A 16,559-nucleotide genomic window follows, 5' to 3' on the forward strand; every position below is an offset into this window, starting at 1 on the left:
ATATGGCGGCGGTGCTTCATCTGGCACCGCCATTTCTTCTCCCGCCCGTTCGATCGGGCGAATGCAAACGCTCTACAGCAATACTAGCCTGGTGGTTGCTCACAGCACCCGGCACTAATCCTATATTGACGCGGCCTGTCCGTACCGCATTGCAATAATGAAACAGCGTTCGGCCTCATCACGCGCTGGTAGTTTCGCTTGACGTCACGTGCTGCATACGCGAGATCGCTGGGCCATGAAGCATCGCATCCTCCCCGCCGTGGCGGTTCTCGCCGCGCTGTCGCTGGCCGCATGCCAGCAGGCAGAACCCGAAGTCATCGACACCCGCGCGCCCGACCCGCTGGCTGCCCAAAAGGAAAAGGCGGCACCCGTCGAATTGCCGCCGGCGATCCGCGGCAACGTTGCGTTCCGGTGCAAGGACAATAGCTTGCTGTATGTCGAGTTCTTCGACGGCGACAAGCAGGTCAAGGTCCGCAGCGAGCCCGGCGGCACGCCGACCCAGCTTCGCGCACCCGAGGCAGGCCAGCCTTATGTCGCCGAGGGTTATTCGTTGACCGGTGATATGGAAAAAATCACCGTGACGCAGCCGGGCAAGGGCGAGCAAAGCTGCCACGCCTGACCTTTTGCCCCCTCCCATGATCAAAGGCCGGCGGGATCGACCCGCCGGCCTTTTCATTTGGGTCAGCTTTTATTGTTCGCTGTGATTGCACCGGGATACCGGGTTGGGGCATGCTCCGCCCGGGCAATAGCGGGAGCGGCGTGCAATTGGCGGTAGTGGCGGTCTATAGCTTGAAGGGAGGCGTCGGTAAAACGACGCTCGCGGTCAATCTGGCGTGGTGCGCGTCACAATTATCGGCACGGCGCACGTTGCTATGGGATTTGGACCCACAGGCTGCCTCGACCTTCTTGCTCGGCCGCGACCAGCAAGCGACCGATTCGGCGCAGGCGATCTTCACCAAGGATGTCGAACCGACCCGCCTGGTGCGCCCGACAGGCATCGACCGGCTGGACCTGATCGGTGCCGACACTTCGCTTCGCAGCCTCGACGTCGTGTTTCATGCGCTCGACAAGAAGAAGCGGCTGGCAAAGCTCGTCACCTCACTCGATTCGGCCTATGACCGGCTGATCCTCGATTGCCCGCCGGGCCTCACCGAAACCAGCGAACAGGTGATGCGCGCCGCCGACCTGATCATCGTCCCGATCATTCCCTCGCCGCTGGCAACCCGCGCGTTCGAAGAAGTGGTCCAGCATCTCGACCGCAAGGGGGGCAAGGTGCCGCTGCTGCCGGTCCATGCGATGGTCGACAAGCGCCGAAAGCTGCATGCCGAGCGGCTGGCGCTGCACCCCGACTGGCCGGTGATCCCGATGGCAAGCATGGTCGAAACCATGGCCGCGCGCCGCCTGCCAGTGGGGGCGTTCGCTCCACGGAGTGCGGCACAGGCCGCCTTTGCCGATTTGTGGCAGGCGATCGAGCGGCGGCTGTCGGCGCAGAAATGACCCGCAGGCTGTCGCTTTACCAGGAACTCGATCCCGACCTGGTATTGCGCGCCTATGCCATGGGCGTGTTCCCGATGGCCGACCACCGCGACGCCCCCGGCGTCTATTGGGTCGAACCCAAATTACGCGGCGTCCTCCCGCTCGACGGGTTTCACCTGTCGCGATCGCTCCGCAAGACGATCCTTGGCGATCGGTATCGGGTAACCGCCGATCGTGCGTTCGACGCCATCGTCGCGCTGTGCGCGCAATCGGCGACCGACCGACCTGAAACCTGGATCAACCCTCCGATCGCGCATGTCTTTGCCCAGTTGCACGAACGTGGCTTCGCGCATTCGATCGAATGCTGGGATGGCGATCGGCTGGTCGGCGGCCTGTATGGCCTAGCGCTTGGCCGCGCATTCTTCGGCGAAAGCATGGTCAGCCGCGCCACCGATGCATCCAAGGTCGCGCTGGCCTGGCTGACGGCACGGCTGCGGGTCGGTGGCTTCACGCTGCTCGACTGCCAGTTTCAGACCGATCATCTCCGCACGATGGGCGCGGTCGAGATTCGGCGCGATGCCTATATGGCGTTGCTCAATGCATCGCTTGGCGAGACTTCGGCGGGACTGGCTTCGGGTTCGCCGGTGGTCACCGGCGTGTTCGGCGCGCTGGATCGGCTGCGCGAAGTCGGCGTCGCGCCATCTGCCGCCTTGGACAAATCCACTGTATCGGGGCCGGTCTCTGGCCGCGACATCGTGCAGCTTTTGGGCCACACATCATAGATCGGATGCGGCACGACGTTCAGTGCGGGCCGTTCCTTGAACAACCAGCCCGAAAAGGTGCGCCGCCATTTGGCATCGCTGCCACGGGTGTCGAGTTGCACAAAAGCGCCGATATATTGCTCGGCTTCCCACGGCGCGGTGACTTCGCAGGCGCGCAGGCGCACGATCGCATCGCCGACGCGCACCGCTTGACCCGGCCGCAGCGTCAGGTCGCGGCTTTCGCCGTTCCGCTTGTTCAATAAGCCGACTACCGCAACGCGCTGCGCCATCGGTGTCGTGCCGCGCGCGGCGGCCAGCGCCGAGTAATCGCTCGCGACGGTGACCACCCCATCCGATGCCGGGGTTGCAGGCGCAACGGCTGGTTGCGTAGCCGGTTCAGGCACCTCGATCGAGGTGCTGGCAACGGTGAGCGCGGAAGCGCTGGCACGGCTATTGTGCAGCCATGCTGCGCCCTGCCAGCCGCCAACGCCAATCGCGGCGGCGATGGCGGTGCCGCCGAGAATCCGACGAAGCATCATCCCTCGGGCGACCAGGCCTCATAATCGCCGGTTGCGCGCACCCGTTGTCCGCCCTTTTCCATCGCTCCAGGCGGGCGATAGGCAAGCGCGGTGCCGGTGAGATTGGGCATTGCGGGCTTTTCCCAGATGCGCGGCGGTATCGAGCCATCGGGCACGTCGTCGCTTTGCTGGTGCAGCCAGCCGAACCATTCGGGCGGCACGCGGCTGGCGTCATTGGGGCCGTTATAGATCACCCAGCGACGCGGACGACCGGCAGTGTCCTTGCCGCCCATCCAATAGACGTTGCCCAGCGAATCGCTGCCCATCCGCTGCTTGCCGCGTAGCGCCAGCATGGTGCCGATGGTGGCACCATTCCACCATGTGAAGATCGAACCGAGGATACCCATGCGCGCTCCAATAGCGCGATCGCGGGGGGTGTGGCAACGTGGCGATCGGCGAAATCCGAACCCCCGCCACGCCAGCGTCAGAAAGCCGGGTTCAGCGCGCGGGAAAGCCGGGTTCAGCGCGCGGGAAAGCCGGGCCAGCTGACCTTGTCGCCGGGCGAAACACCCAGTTCGGCGGCCCGCCCACCGACCAACTCGAGCACTGCACCGACCGGTTCACCCGACGCGACCGGCGCTTCGGAAAAAGGAACCGTGTTCTCGGCGATGGTGGCGATCGTGCCGTCGGCACGAATGAAGATGATGTCGAGCGGCGTCGGGGTATTCTTCATCCAGAAACTGGCCTCGCGCGGCCCCCCGCCCTCTGCGGGATAGGGATAGAACAGCATTGCCGATTTCGGGCCGAGGTCGGTGCGATACATCAGCCCGCGATCCTGCTCGGCGCGCGTGCCCGCCGGTTCGGCATCGAAGCGATGGGTGCCACCGGCGGTGGCGATGGTCAGCGGAACCGAAGCCTGGCCAGCGGCGGCAGCACCCGCCGGCGACTGCGCCGACAGCGCATTGGCGGAACCACCGGCATCGCAACCGGTGGTGACAAGCAATGCCGCGCAAACCAGCATCGGCGACCGAAAGATACGCAAGACCATGGCCGGGTTATTCGGCCTTTTCGATCGCTACTGCAAGCGGCCCCTTGTCGCCGTCGATGATCCGCGCCCGTAGCGGCTGTTCGGGCTCGACCTCGTCGATGTCGGCGCGGCGGAGCGTTTCCATATGGACGAAGATATCACCCTCGGCCTGCGGGCGGACAAGGAAGCCATAGCCTTTGAGCCGGTTGAACCATTTGACGATCACTGGTTCGAAAGGTCCAGCGTCGTCGACCAGTTTCAAGCGATCGGTACGATCGGCGGCACTTCGCGGCTTGGGCAATTCGATTGCCGTCGAAAGATCGATCGCGACGATCTCGCTCGCCTGGAAGCCGCGCTGGCGACGAACCGCACGGCATTCGACGCGAGCGCCTTCGGGAAGACTGCGGCGGCCATGATCCTGTAAAACCGAAAAGTGGATCAATATATCGCCCACTTCCAAGTCATCGGCGACGACGAAGCCAAATCCGCGGGTAACGTCGAACCATTTGACGACGCCGGCATATACCAATGCATCGCTTTGCGACTCATGATCGTCTTCGCGCGCCATCGGCACCCCCCCGCCGAAAGCATCCGGCACACATTGCGGCTCTAAACGCATCTTTATTCTACCCCCGTCGAATATCTTATCACAGCGTTTCAAGAAAGCGAATGGAGGAGTAACCCTGCCAGATCAGTATCTTCACCGGAATGGGACAAAGGCGACATTGCTGCGATGCGGCGTGCCAAAGTGGGCGCATGGCCCGCGCGAATCATCGCGGCCATGTGCTTCTCGCGCCCCGCACGCTCGGCCGCCTCGCGGGCGAAGGGGCCGATGCGCTTGCGGCGGGCAAAGTGCAGCGCGCTTTCAACGGCTTGCTCCTCGGCGCGTGGAACGATCCCGGCGGCATCCTCGCCGGCAACCCCCGCTTGTTGCAGCGCCATCGCTACCCGCCGCGAGCCGAATCCGCGACGGGTGAGCGCAGCAGCGCGAGCCTCGCCGAAAGCGCGATCATCGATATAGCCAAGCTCGGCGATCCGCTCGACCAGCGGGTCGATCGCCGGCGGAGCGGCATCGTCCGCCCAACCGCGTTCACGAATCTTTCGCGCTAGATAGGTCGCCAGCTTCGCCCGCGTCGTTGCGAAACGCTCGACATAACGCAGCGCCAATCGCTCGAGCGAGTCGGGTGCCAGCGGCGGCGCAGGGCTGCGGATTCGGGCCATGCCATGTTTGTGCCACACTGGCGCACGATCTAGCAAAGTGCATTGATCGGTGAAAAATCGGCTGGCAGCTTGCTTTTGGTCGGCTGCGCAACGAAAGCCATCGCCGCAACGGGCAGTATAGCCTGCAAAATGATGAAAAAAGGGTGTCGGGACCGCGTGACGTGAGATTATCCGAAATGACCAACCGGGCGGCAACGCCCAGCAGCGATGGGCTGCCACGCCGCTTTTCGGATTTCGAAACGCTGGGTGAGGCACTCGATTATGCTGCGCGCGGTGAGCGTGGACTGAATTTTCACGATGCTCGCGGCAATTTGGCGCGGGCTTATCCCTATGCCGAACTTCGCTGCGACGCGCTCGACCAAGCCGCGCGACTGGTTGCGGCAGGCATGGCTCCGGGTGACCGCATCGCACTGGTTGCCGAAACCGGCTCCGAATTCGCATCGCTCTTCTTTGGCGTGGTCTATGCTGGCGGCTGGCCGGTACCGCTACCGCTGCCGACATCGTTCGGTGGGCGCGACAGCTATATCGAGCAACTGCGCGTCCAGCTTGCAAGCTGTGATCCGACGATGCTGTTTTACCCCGCCGAGCTCGCGGCAATGGCGGGGGAAGCGGCGCGGATCGCCGGGGTCGAGGGCATTGAATGGGAGAGCTTCGGCGCGCGTGAAGCCGCCCCGGTGACCCTGCCAACCGCCACCGCCGACGACATCGCCTATCTGCAATATTCGAGCGGATCGACGCGCTTTCCGCATGGCGTGATCATCACCCATCGCGCGCTGCTGAACAATCTGGCGGCGCATTCGCACGGGATGAAGCTGATCGACGGCGATCGCTGCGTCTCGTGGCTGCCCTGGTATCATGACATGGGGCTGGTCGGCTGCCTGCTCTCGCCAGTCGCCAATCAGGTTTCGGCCGATTATCTCAAGACCGAGGATTTTGCGCGCCGCCCACTGGCATGGCTCGATCTGATCAGCCGCAATCCGGGCACCACCCTCTCCTATTCGCCCACCTTCGGCTACGACATTTGCGCGCGTCGCATGTCGAGCCAGACCAAGGCGTCGGAGCGATTTGACCTGTTGCGCTGGCGGGTGGCCGGCAACGGTGCCGACATGATCCGGCCCGATGTGATGCAGAAGTTCGTTGATGCCTTTGCCGATGCTGGCTTTGCGGCGTCGGCATTCCTGCCAAGCTACGGCCTGGCCGAATCGACGCTGGCGGTGTCGATCATGCCGCCGGGCGAAGGGATCGTCGTCGAACTGGTCGAGGAAACGCAGCTTTCGGGCATGTCGGTCGACGGCGGACGCCCGCAGCGTTTTCGCGCGATCGTCAATTGCGGCAAGCCGGTGCGCGACATGGCAGTAGAAATCCGTGAGGAAGACGGTGCCCCGCTGCCCGAAAAGGCAATCGGCAAGGTGTGGTGCAAGGGGCCGTCGCTGATGGCGGGCTATTTCCGCGACGATGCCGCGACCGATGCGTGCATGGTCGATGGCTGGCTCGACACCGGCGACATGGGCTATTTGTCAGACGGCTATGTCTATATCGTCGGCCGCGCCAAGGACATGATCATCATCAACGGCCGCAATCACTGGCCGCAGGATATCGAATGGGCGGTCGAGCAATTGCCCGGCTTCAAGGCGGGTGACATCGCCGCCTTCGCAATCACTACCCCGGGTGGCGAGGAAACCCCCGCGGTATTGGTCCAATGCCGTACCAGCGATGATGCCGAACGCTCGCGGCTGCGCGACGACATCCGCGAACGGGTACGCTCGGTCACCGGCATGCATTGCGTCGTGGAACTGGTGCCGCCGCGCACCCTGCCCCGCACCAGCTCCGGCAAACTCAGCCGCGCAAAGGCCCGCAATCTGTACCTGGCGGGCGAGATAAAGCCCTACGACATCGCCGCCTGACGGGGGTAATCGCACGGTGCCAAGCCGTGCGATCACCCCCCTCGCCCACGCGGTCGATTAAATCGTTACGATGCTGTCACTATAACCACTCGCTAACCAGCCGGCGCTACGGAGATCGGGTGACTAGCGATACCACCTCCCAGTTCGCCAAGCCGCGGATCGATACCCGCGCGCTTCTAGGTATTCACGATCCGCGCGATTTGACCGATTGGGGTCCAATCCGCGCGGCACAGTTGAACGCGGGCAGCCAACTTGCGCTGTTCCTGCTTGCCGCCAACGTGCTTGGCGCGGCCCTGTTGGTCCTGCAATTTCGCGACATCACCCCGCTCTCGCTGTTGGTAGTCTGGGGTTCGGTGGTCGGGCTCGTTTCAGCGGCGGTAGGGTTTCGCCGGCTGTCTTCGCGTGGTCGCACGCGCCTGACCGCCACGACCGGGGACATTCGCGACACCGCCTATGAGGGGCTGGCGCTGGGCGTAGTCTGGGCGGTCGCGCCAGTCATCTTTGGCCCCGATGCACAGGGCGAGACGGCGCTGGCGCTATGGCTGACGCTGTCGATTCTGATGACCGCATCGGCGGTCGCGCTGGCGGCGCTACCGCTGGCGACCATCATTTTCCTTACGGTCGTCGGCACATCGATTTCGGTGTCGCTGCTGATCGCAACCGGCCCGGTCCTGGCGGCAGCATCGGGGTTCTTCACGATATTGCTGATCGTAGCGTGCTTCGTGCGCGGCAAGGCGCTGGTGCAGATTCGGACGAGCGAGATCGCATTGGCCGAGCGCGACGAAACCGTCAGCCTGTTGCTGCGCGAATTCGAGGACAATGGTGCCGATTGGCTGTGGGAAACCGATGCCCAGCGCCGGGTGATTCGGGCATCGCCGCGCTTCGCCTATTCGGTGGGCCTCGATGCGGTGACGATCGATGGCATGTCGTTCCTGCAGGTATTGGCCGGCCCGCATTGGGAAACCGGCAGCTTCCCCGCAGGGCTCCACAAACTTGCCGAGCGCTTGAAGGCCCGCGATGCGTTTCGTGACCTGCTGTTACCGGTCACGGCGGGTTCGGAAGAGCGCTGGTGGGAGATTTCGGCCAACCCCCGCTTCGACGAGCGCGGCGATTTCGTCGGCTTTCGCGGCGTCGGCTCCGACGTCACCGAAGCGCGCGCCTCGACCGACAAGATCAATCGCATGGCGCGATATGATATGCTTACCGGCCTGCCCAACCGCTTGCTGCTGAACGAAGCATTGGCGCGGGCGATGGCAGAGGCGGAGAAATGGGGCGGGCGCTGCGCGTTCATGATGATCGATCTTGATCGGTTCAAAGCCGTCAATGATTCGCTGGGTCACCCGCTGGGCGATCGGCTGTTGCAGCGCGTGGCGGAGCGGCTGGCGCATCTGGTGACCGATAACGAGGTGATCGGGCGGCTTGGCGGTGACGAATTCGCGGTAGTGGTGCGCGATGCGCGCGATACCGATCGGCTCGAGCGGCTGGCGCGCACGATCATTTCGACACTGTCGCGCTCCTATGAGGTCGACCAGCACACTTTATATATCGGGGCGAGCGTCGGTCTTGCGGTCGGGCCGCGCGACGGGCGCAGCGCCGAAATGCTGGTGCGGTCGGCCGATCTGGCGCTGTACCGGTCGAAGGACGCCGGCGGCGGGGCGTTCAATGTTTATGAGCCCCAGCTGCATGTCGCCGCCGAGGAGCGCCGCGTGCTCGAAATCGCGCTCCGCAATGCCTTGCAGAATGATGAGCTTACCCTGAAATATCAGCCGGTCGTGCATGCTGGCACCGGCGCGTTGACCGGATTCGAAGCGCTGCTGCGCTGGACTCATCCGACAATGGGACCAATCAGCCCCGACAAGTTCATCCCGCTGGCCGAAGACGCGCGACTGATTGCGCCGATCGGCGAATGGGTGCTTCGCAATGCCTGTACTGAGGCAGCCAAATGGGACGACGACATCCGAATCGCGGTGAATGTGTCCGCCGAGCAATTGCACAACCCGGCCTTTGTCGCGGTTATCGCCCAGTCGATTTCGCAGACCGGAATCTCCCCGGATCGATTGGAGCTTGAAGTCACCGAGAGCGTGTTCTTGAGAGAAGGCACTGGTGCGGTCAAGGTTCTGGATCACATACTACAATTGGGATGCCGATTGAGCCTCGACGATTTTGGTACAGGCTATTCGTCGCTCGGCTATCTTTCGCGCACCAAGTTTTCGTCGATCAAGATCGACCGAAGCTTTGTCCAAAGTGCGTCGAAAGGGGTGCGCGAGGCGATTGCAATTATCCGCGCGGTCGTTGCCTTGGCGCAATCCTTGGGGATGGCGACGACTGCCGAGGGAGTCGAGACCGAGGAAGAGCATCGGATGGTGCAGGAATTGGGCTGCTCAAAGGTACAGGGCTATTATTTCGGCCGCCCACTGCCCGCCGAAGAGGCACGGCAATTGGCGACGCGGCGCAAGCGAGGCGAAAGCATCGCTGCCTGAAACCCAGCTTTTCGGCGCAATTGGGCTTTCCACCACGCCACCGCCCGCGGTGATGTCGGCTAATACCTGACAAAACCGTGAGCGCTGCACCCCCGATGGTTCGGTTTTTGTTGCGGCACGCGAAAGGCCCGGCTAGGGCGATGAGGCTGCAGGAGTGTAGCTCAGTTGGTAGAGCATCGGTCTCCAAAACCGAGGGCCGTGGGTTCGAGTCCCTCCACTCCTGCCAGCCGCAATCATGCGGCATGCTCATAGCACCTATCGCCCGTAAGGCGATTGCCCCGGATGATGTGCCCGGCCATTTTGCCATCGTCGTTTTATCGGGCTGTAAAGCCGCTGAAAGCCGCTCGCGGGTCGCGATATACGCTGCTGAGCAAAGCCGAACCGACGCAATGATGGCTGCCCCGCCCCCAAGCTCGCTCGGCTGACGGCAACGGACCGAAACCGCACCAAAACCTACCCAAATGCAGTCCTATGCCTCGACATTGCTCGTGCTCCGGCTAAGGTATTGCGATGCGCGCAACCATCCTATGCCTGGCCCTTGGGCTTGTCGCTCCCCTCACCGCCCCGTCGCTTGCGGCACCCGCCCCTCGGTCGCAGGGCCATGCGGATGCTTCCCTGGCGGCGATTGAAACGTGGCTGGCGCGACCGGCAACCCAGCGGCGGCTCGACGACCCAGCGCTCGCCCGTCGCCTGTCCAAGGCCGACGCCAGCCGCGCGCTGACGCTGCTGGCTGCGGCCCGGACCCGCGACATCGCCGCTGCCGAAGCAGATGCGATGGCAGCCAAGCAGGTCACCATCGGCGACAAGGCGCTGAAATGGGACAGCAAGACCTTTGGCGACGCCGCGCCGGGGCATCGCAGCCTATGGATTTCGATGCATGGCGGCGGCAATGCCGCGCCGGCGGTGAACGATCAGCAATGGCGCAACCAGATCCGCCTCTATACCCCTGCCGAGGGGATATATCTCGCGCCGCGCGCACCCACCGACAGCTGGAACCTATGGCATGAAGGCCATATCGATCCGCTGTTCCAGCGGTTGATCGATGCGCAAGTGGCGCTCAACGGCGTCGACCCGAACAAGGTCTATCTGATGGGCTATTCGGCTGGCGGCGACGGCGTGTGGCAGCTCGCGCCGCGACTGGCGGATCGCTTTGCCGCCGCCGCGATGATGGCGGGCCACCCCAATGATGCATCATTGCTCGGGCTGCGCAATCTGCCCTTCGCCATCTTCATGGGCGGCGCCGACGCGGCCTATGACCGCAACCGCATCGCCGCCGACAAGAACGCCGAGCTGGACCGGCTGCACGCCGCCGATCCGGGCGGCTATGTTCATATGGCCCGCATCTATCCCGGCCTGCCGCACTGGATGAGCGGCAAGGATGCCGAAGCGCTGCCCTGGATGGCCAGCTTTACGCGCAATCCCTGGCCCCGCCGGATCGTGTGGCGGCAGGATGATGTGACGCACCCGCGCTTCTACTGGCTCGAAATTCCCGATCCGTCAGCCGCGCGGCAGGGCGACATGATCACCGCCGATGTCGCCGGACAGACCATCACGCTCAGCGGCACCGTGCCGGCGGGCACCACCCTGCGCCTGTCGGACCGGCTGGTCGAACTCGACCGTCCGGTGCGCGTGATCGTCAATGGCAAGCCAGCTTATGCCGGCAAGGTGCCGCGCACCGCCCGCGCGATCCAGCAATCGCTGATCGAGCGGCTCGACCCCGAATCGGCGGCAACGGCATTGCTCACCCTGGACTGAGCGCCGCCGCTCCCCCCGGGTGCGGGCGCGCTGTCCACCTGGCCTGCCCAGCAGTAGCGCGAGAAATGGCCGCGACACCGGGACCAACCGAGCTGCCTCGCCTATCGAACGTCTGCTGGCCCGCACCAATCTACCGTCGGCGGTGCCGCGCGGCAAAAACACCGCAACCCTATGCGGAGGGTCGCACCTCATGGATCGCGCTGACGGTCAGCGGCATGCCTCGCTCGGGACGCAACGTCACTCGGCCAACGGGTACCGGCGGCGGCCCAGGCCGAAGGGTAAACCGCCGTGCGGTGAGCCAGTGCGCCAGGACGATCAGGGCTTCCACGATCGCAAACCGAGCGCCCACGCAGACCCGAGGCCCCGCCCCGAAGGGGAGATATTGATAGCGATGCATCGCCAGGCGTCGATCGGGCGCGAACCGCTGAGGGTCGAACGCATCGGGCTCGCTCCACAGCGCATGATGGCGGTGCAGCACATAGGGCCAGATCGAGATCAGATCGCCGCGACGCACCGGCCGCCCTGCCAGTTCGTCGTCCGCCATCGCCTCGCGGTCCAGGCGGGGTGCAGGAGGATAGAGGCGCAAGCTTTCGTCCAGCACCGCCCGAAGCCGGGGCAGCCGGGCATCCAGATCGCGCATATCGCCCCCGGCAAGCGCCGCTGCCGCCTCGGCACGCAGCTCGTCCTGCAGATCGGGCTGCGCGGCCAACAGATAGATGGTCCAGCTTAGCGCGTTCGCGGTAGTTTCGTGCCCAGCGACGTAAAAGGCGACGGCATTGTCCACCGCCAGCTCACGCGCTTCCACCGCTGAATACCGGGTGTGCAGCGCCGCCACGAGATTGCCGAAAAAGTCATCCCCTCCCCCGGCAGCCGCACGCTCATCCGCCATCGCGCCCAAGGTATCGCGCAGGAACCGGCCACCGGCGCGCGCGCGCGCGCTGCCCGGTCCAAATGCTGGAATACCCAGCATCGCCATAACCCGCGCGCGTCCGGCGGCATCAAGCATCGCGGTAATATGCCCCGCCGCCGCAGGTGCTGTCAGTCGGGCATCACCGTCGAACAATGTCTCGGCGATGATCGCCATCGTGGTGCCGGTCGCTTCCACCGCCATATCCATCGGCAAGGGACCGGTCCGCCACCTGCCGATGCGGCCTTGCACCACCGTGGCAATCGTATCCGCGAAATTTGAAACTGCGGCGGGTGAGAAGGTCGGGGCCACGATCCGGCGTTGTTCGCGCCAGCTCTCGCCCTCTGTATTGAACAATCCCTCGCCCAATGCCGCACGCAGCAGCTTGCGGACCAAAGCCGGCCGCTCGTAATTGGCCTTGTTGTCGAGCAGCACGCGGGCGATCGCATCGGGATCGGAGACAAGGTGCACGGTAAAGCCCAGCACCTGGCGCGTTTTCCAGCTCGAGCGAAATGCGTCCTCGGGCCAGCCATAGACGCTGTTGTTGGCGCGCCGTCCGACGAACGCCGTCCAAGCGGGTGCCCATTCGTCAGTTCGCGGCGGACGCGGCGGAATAAGCAAAGCGGGCATGGCGCAGGACGTTATTTACGCGCTTCGAGCCCATCCTCCAAATGGAACATCGTTCCAATGCCGCTGTACCGACGCAATCCCCGCACAGCATCGAAGTCGCTGACCACATCGGCAAGCACCCAGCGGCAGTCGTCGACGGCGGGTTTCTCGACCAGCTGCGATCGGGCTTGCGTCGATAGGTCAGTTGCCGTCGGCGTCGACCGTAAAGACCATCGGCTTGCCGCGCGACATCGGCTCCCAGCCTGCCGCCAGCGCCGCGCGAACGCTCCTGGAAACGGTCGCATCGTCGATCTGAAGACGCCCCCGCGGCAGCCCTTTCAACAAGCGCTTCGGGGCCGGGAATTCCACCAACGCCTCGCGTTGGGTATCCTTTTGCCGCAGGCAAATCACCATACCCTTCCATCCGTCGTCATCCGACCGGTGCGGCTCGCGCTGGAGTTGCCAGTCATATTGGAGACCATCGACGTCGACGACGCCGGTATTGCTTCGGGCATTTGACATGCCCGCAGCCTTAGCATGCCTGGCTCGCCAAGCCATCAGCCTGCGAAAAACCTTCTTTTCGGAGGCGCGGGACATCTGGCGATTGGAAAGGCAAACCCAAGCGCGACCTTGGGCTTACCCGACTATTCGTCAGGCGGCGCGGTTCCACACGCCGCCGCCCGCAGCAGCGCAATCAAAAGTTCGCGCGAAGCCCGGCAACGAAGTTGCGACCGGCGAAGTTGCCATTATACGGCCGCGCCTCCTGATTCTCGAACTGTGACAGCTGCACCTGTTGGAGCAGGTTCTGCGCCTGGATCGTAAACGACGCCTTTGGATAGAAGGGCAGCGGAAACGAAATCTGCGCGTCGAGATAATCCGACGCAATATTATACTGATCGCCCGGAACATTGTCGCACGGACAAACGCGGGCCAGCGTTGCGTCACGATGGACATAAGAGAAACGCACCTGGAACGCCTTGGACTCATAATAGCCGGTGGCATTATAGGTCCATGGCGACAGCCCGGCCAGCAAGGCATTGGGGTTCAGCCCTGGCGGCACTTCGCCGCTCAGGCTTTGACTGATGTGCGTTACGTTGACGTTGAATCCGATACCTTTGAATAGGAAATCCAGTGGCTGCACCCATTGAAATTCCTGGCCGGCCAAGTTGATGACCAGATCGGAATTGTCGCGCTGCTGCACCTGGAGCACCGCCGCATTGGCACCACCATTATTGTCGATGCCGGCCCGCTGGCGTTCGGTGAGCCGGGCGAAATCAATCCCCAACTCGCTGAATTGGCGCTGCGTTCGCAGCACATAGGGATAGTTGTAGATCTTCTTCCACCAGGCATTGAACGTCAGCACCGTGCGCGATCGCGGATACCATTCAATGCCGACGTCAAAATTGTCCGCCGTGAATGGCTGCAATTCCGGGTTGCCGAGGTCGAAGGTGTCCGCGTCCAAATTGAGGTTGTAGCCCGGCAAAAGGTCGGCTGGACTGACCCCGGTGACAGTTCGCGCTGCTGCGCCTCGCACCACCAGATCGCGTCGCACAAAATAGGCAAGGTTCGCGCTGGGAAGGAAATTGTCGTACTTGTTTGAAAAGGACAGGATAGTCGGCCCAGTCCCCCCAATAAGGATGAAGTCGTTTACCCGACCATTTGCTCGCTGGAATGTGCTTGCGTAGCGGATGCCGGCGTTGAAGCGAAGTTCGCGGTCGAAAATATCCTGACGACCATCAGCCATGATGTAACCCGACGTCGTATCTTCCAACAGATCGCGCCGAGCGAATGATCCAAGATAGCTGGCAGCGGTTTCGCCGGGATTGATGCCATCGCGGAAATAATCGAGGTCGACGGTGTCGGCGATCTTATCGAAATCGGGAACCAGCCAACCCTTGTTGAACCCGGCGTCGAACGGCGCATTCTGGAACAGGTTCATCGACGGCAGCGGGATCATGAAGTTGGGCAGTTGCGAATTCGGAATCGCCTGTACCAGCGACGGCGCTGTCGAGGCGAAGTTGGTGCCGCACAGGCCGCGGGTAAAACAGGCTGCCGTCTGCCCCCCCGACCATGAGCTGATCCGCCGATCGAATACGTTCTTCATAAAGCCGGTGGAGAGCTGGAAGCTGTTGGGGTCACCGCCGCTCAGATCGAACCGGAACGCCTTTTGCTCAAGCTCTTGCACCGAAACGCCGTTACGCCCTTCGTTCCAATAATAGTCCCGGTAATTCGGCAAATCGACGTTGCTGGTGATCGACGGCGTCAGATCGCCGGGGGTGTAATTATAATAGCCGACCTGGCCGGTGTTGGTGGGCGTCAAGTTTACCCCCGGCAAACTGGCCGGTTGCGGCGTTCCTGCGGGATGGAAGTTGAGTGGTGTCGTCGGGGCAGCCGACTGAATCGTGTATTGCAACGCCTCGTTTCGCAGCCGCCCGCTGTTCATCATGCCCGACATCGTGAATTTGAGCGTCGGCGCGATGTCCCATTCCATCGCGCCCGATCGATAGAACATGCTGGACGGCGTATCGCCACCATCGGACTGGTTAAGGAAATAGGTATTGGCGAAGGTTCCGGACGTAAGCACCCGATCCTCGTTCAATACAAAGTCGATCGGGATTTGATTATTGTAGCTGCGCACGACCATCATCAGCTGATGCTGACGAAAGTCGTTCTTGACGTCGCTGAACATCAAATCGCTGCGAAAGCGCAGTTCGGGCGCAGGTCGATATTCGAGGTTCAGCAGCCCGCCGATCCGCCGGCGCTGGCCGATCGTTTGCTCGGCACGCATCAACCGAGGGACCAGCGCATAGCTGAGATCCTGGCAGCTTAGCCCCGATGTGCCGCCGGGCGCGCCGTTGAGGCACTGAGTCAGGCGCGATCCGGGCGCTCCCAGCCCCAATTCAGCCGGAACGTTTCGCGGCACCGTCGTCAGCCGGGCGCCGGCGCCATTACCGTACCCGCCAGCGGGGATCGACAAGGGGTTGCAACCCGACGCAATCCCGGCGGGGGTTGTGGGGCAGGACTGGGTTACGTTGAGCGTTGTCCAGCCGATCGTATCGAAGCTTTCGCTGCGATAGTCGCGCTGGGCATAGGCGACCGCGCCCAATATGCCGAACTCGCCGATGCCGGTATCGAACCGATTGCTGACGATGAGCGCGGCGCGCGGCGTCGTCGAGCCGCTGGCATCCTGATATTGGCCCTGCGCCTGAAGGCTGATGTTGAAGCCTTTGCGGTCGAACGCGCGCAGCGGCTGCATATCGACCACCCCCGCCGTGCCGCCTTCGACCATGTCGGCGGTTGGCGACTTGCTCAAGGTGAGGCGGCGGAAAAGCTCGTTCGGCAGCACGTCCAGCCCCGAACCGCGGCCTTCGTTGCCCGAATAGGCCGAGGTGGTCGTGGCAAAGCCGTTGATGGTGGTCACCGTAAAGCCGGCGCTGAGCCCGCGAACGTTGATCGTCGTTCCCTCGCCCGAGCGATCCCGATCGATTTGCACACCCGGCAGGCGCTGAAGCGATTCGGCAAGATTGAGATCGGGAAACTTGCCCACGTCTTCGGCATAAATCGAATCGATGAAGTTGGTCGCGTTTTTCTTGGCGTTGGCCGAATCCTCGAGCGACTTGCGGTAGCCGGTGATGACGATGTCGCCGGGGTCAACGCTGCCGCTGGCCTGCTGCGGGGGCGCTTCACTTGCCACCTGCTCGTCGCCGGCTGTGTCCGCCTGTTGCCCTGTCGGCACAGGGCCAGCTGCACCGGCTGGCGGGACAGCCAAAGGCCGGGCCGATGGGTTGGCAGAGGTTTGTGGCGCGGCGCTACCTGCATCGGTTGCCCTGGCCTCGGCGCTCGCAAGGCCCTGCTGCTGCGTCCCGGCGATAGCGGTCGGTGCCAGCGACACGGCGAGCGC

Annotated in this window: 13 protein-coding genes, 1 tRNA gene and 1 pseudogene; 7 read left to right on the forward strand and 8 right to left on the reverse strand. The window is 63.4% G+C overall.

What is annotated here, in order from left to right; all coding sequences use genetic code 11:
* Nucleotides 1-235: 235 nt before the first annotated feature.
* The 3 genes from QU44_RS08445 (at nt 236) to aat (ending at nt 2,258) form a co-directional block, all read left to right on the forward strand.
* Entirely contained in the window at nt 236-619 is a 384-nt protein-coding gene (locus QU44_RS08445; RefSeq protein ID WP_033921527.1) for a hypothetical protein, read from the forward strand.
* Between the two features lie 146 nt (nt 620-765).
* Entirely contained in the window at nt 766-1,497 is a 732-nt protein-coding gene (locus QU44_RS08450; RefSeq protein WP_033921587.1) for a ParA family protein, read from the forward strand.
* Nucleotides 1,494-2,258, forward strand: coding sequence for a leucyl/phenylalanyl-tRNA--protein transferase (gene aat, locus QU44_RS08455; protein WP_033921528.1), 765 nt, complete (start codon nt 1,494-1,496; stop codon nt 2,256-2,258). Before QU44_RS08450 ends, aat begins: the two co-directional genes overlap by 4 nt.
* A 35-nt stretch (nt 2,259-2,293) precedes the next feature.
* Here aat and QU44_RS18920 read toward each other — a convergent pair.
* From QU44_RS18920 to QU44_RS08480, 5 genes and pseudogenes are all read right to left on the reverse strand, one after another.
* A pseudogene (locus QU44_RS18920) lies at nt 2,294-2,776 on the reverse strand (DUF2155 domain-containing protein); the annotation flags it as partial.
* Nucleotides 2,773-3,162 (reverse strand): NADH:ubiquinone oxidoreductase subunit NDUFA12, encoded by a 390-nt coding sequence (locus QU44_RS08465; protein ID WP_033921529.1) that lies wholly within the window; start codon nt 3,160-3,162, stop codon nt 2,773-2,775. The gene QU44_RS08465 and the pseudogene QU44_RS18920, both read right to left, overlap by 4 nt.
* Nucleotides 3,163-3,275: 113 nt before the next feature.
* Entirely contained in the window at nt 3,276-3,803 is a 528-nt protein-coding gene (locus QU44_RS08470; RefSeq protein ID WP_033921530.1) for a DUF192 domain-containing protein, read from the reverse strand.
* A gap of 7 nt (nt 3,804-3,810) precedes the next feature.
* Nucleotides 3,811-4,350: a cold shock domain-containing protein gene (locus tag QU44_RS08475; RefSeq protein ID WP_052134500.1), complete on the reverse strand. Its 540-nt coding sequence runs from the start codon at nt 4,348-4,350 to the stop codon at nt 3,811-3,813.
* 89 nt (nt 4,351-4,439) lie between these two features.
* Nucleotides 4,440-5,003 carry a regulatory protein RecX gene (locus QU44_RS08480; protein ID WP_033921532.1) on the reverse strand — a complete coding sequence of 188 codons (564 nt, stop codon included), beginning with the start codon at nt 5,001-5,003 and terminating at the stop codon, nt 4,440-4,442.
* A gap of 176 nt (nt 5,004-5,179) precedes the next feature.
* Here QU44_RS08480 and QU44_RS08485 point away from each other — a divergent pair, with 176 nt between their 5' ends.
* The 4 genes from QU44_RS08485 to QU44_RS08500 all read left to right on the forward strand — a co-directional run bounded on the left by QU44_RS08485 (nt 5,180) and on the right by QU44_RS08500 (nt 11,142).
* Nucleotides 5,180-6,907, forward strand: a complete 1,728-nt coding sequence (locus QU44_RS08485) for a fatty acyl-AMP ligase (protein WP_033921533.1) — start codon at nt 5,180-5,182, stop codon at nt 6,905-6,907.
* 119 nt (nt 6,908-7,026) lie between these two features.
* Nucleotides 7,027-9,387, forward strand: coding sequence for a putative bifunctional diguanylate cyclase/phosphodiesterase (locus tag QU44_RS08490; protein ID WP_033921534.1), 2,361 nt, complete (start codon nt 7,027-7,029; stop codon nt 9,385-9,387).
* A 150-nt stretch (nt 9,388-9,537) separates the two neighbouring features.
* Nucleotides 9,538-9,613, forward strand: a tRNA-Trp gene (locus QU44_RS08495).
* A 284-nt stretch (nt 9,614-9,897) separates the two neighbouring features.
* A complete protein-coding gene (locus tag QU44_RS08500; RefSeq protein ID WP_052134501.1) occupies nt 9,898-11,142 on the forward strand; it encodes a hypothetical protein in 1,245 nt (414 codons plus the stop codon).
* 169 nt (nt 11,143-11,311) lie between these two features.
* On the opposite strand, the gene QU44_RS08505 is transcribed toward QU44_RS08500, so the two are convergent.
* The 3 genes from QU44_RS08505 to QU44_RS08515 form a co-directional block, all read right to left on the reverse strand.
* On the reverse strand, nt 11,312-12,679 hold the full coding sequence (locus QU44_RS08505; RefSeq protein WP_052134502.1) for a cytochrome P450: 1,368 nt from the start codon (nt 12,677-12,679) through the stop codon (nt 11,312-11,314).
* Nucleotides 12,680-12,859: 180 nt separating this feature from the next.
* Nucleotides 12,860-13,180, reverse strand: a complete 321-nt coding sequence (locus QU44_RS08510; protein WP_033921536.1) for a hypothetical protein — start codon at nt 13,178-13,180, stop codon at nt 12,860-12,862.
* Between the two features lie 172 nt (nt 13,181-13,352).
* Entirely contained in the window at nt 13,353-16,352 is a 3,000-nt protein-coding gene (locus tag QU44_RS08515) for a TonB-dependent receptor (protein ID WP_197054277.1), read from the reverse strand.
* Nucleotides 16,353-16,559: the final 207 nt, after the last annotated feature.

This window comes from Sphingomonas sp. 37zxx, from assembly GCF_000786205.1.
In the GTDB taxonomy this organism is placed as follows: domain Bacteria; phylum Pseudomonadota; class Alphaproteobacteria; order Sphingomonadales; family Sphingomonadaceae; genus Sphingomonas.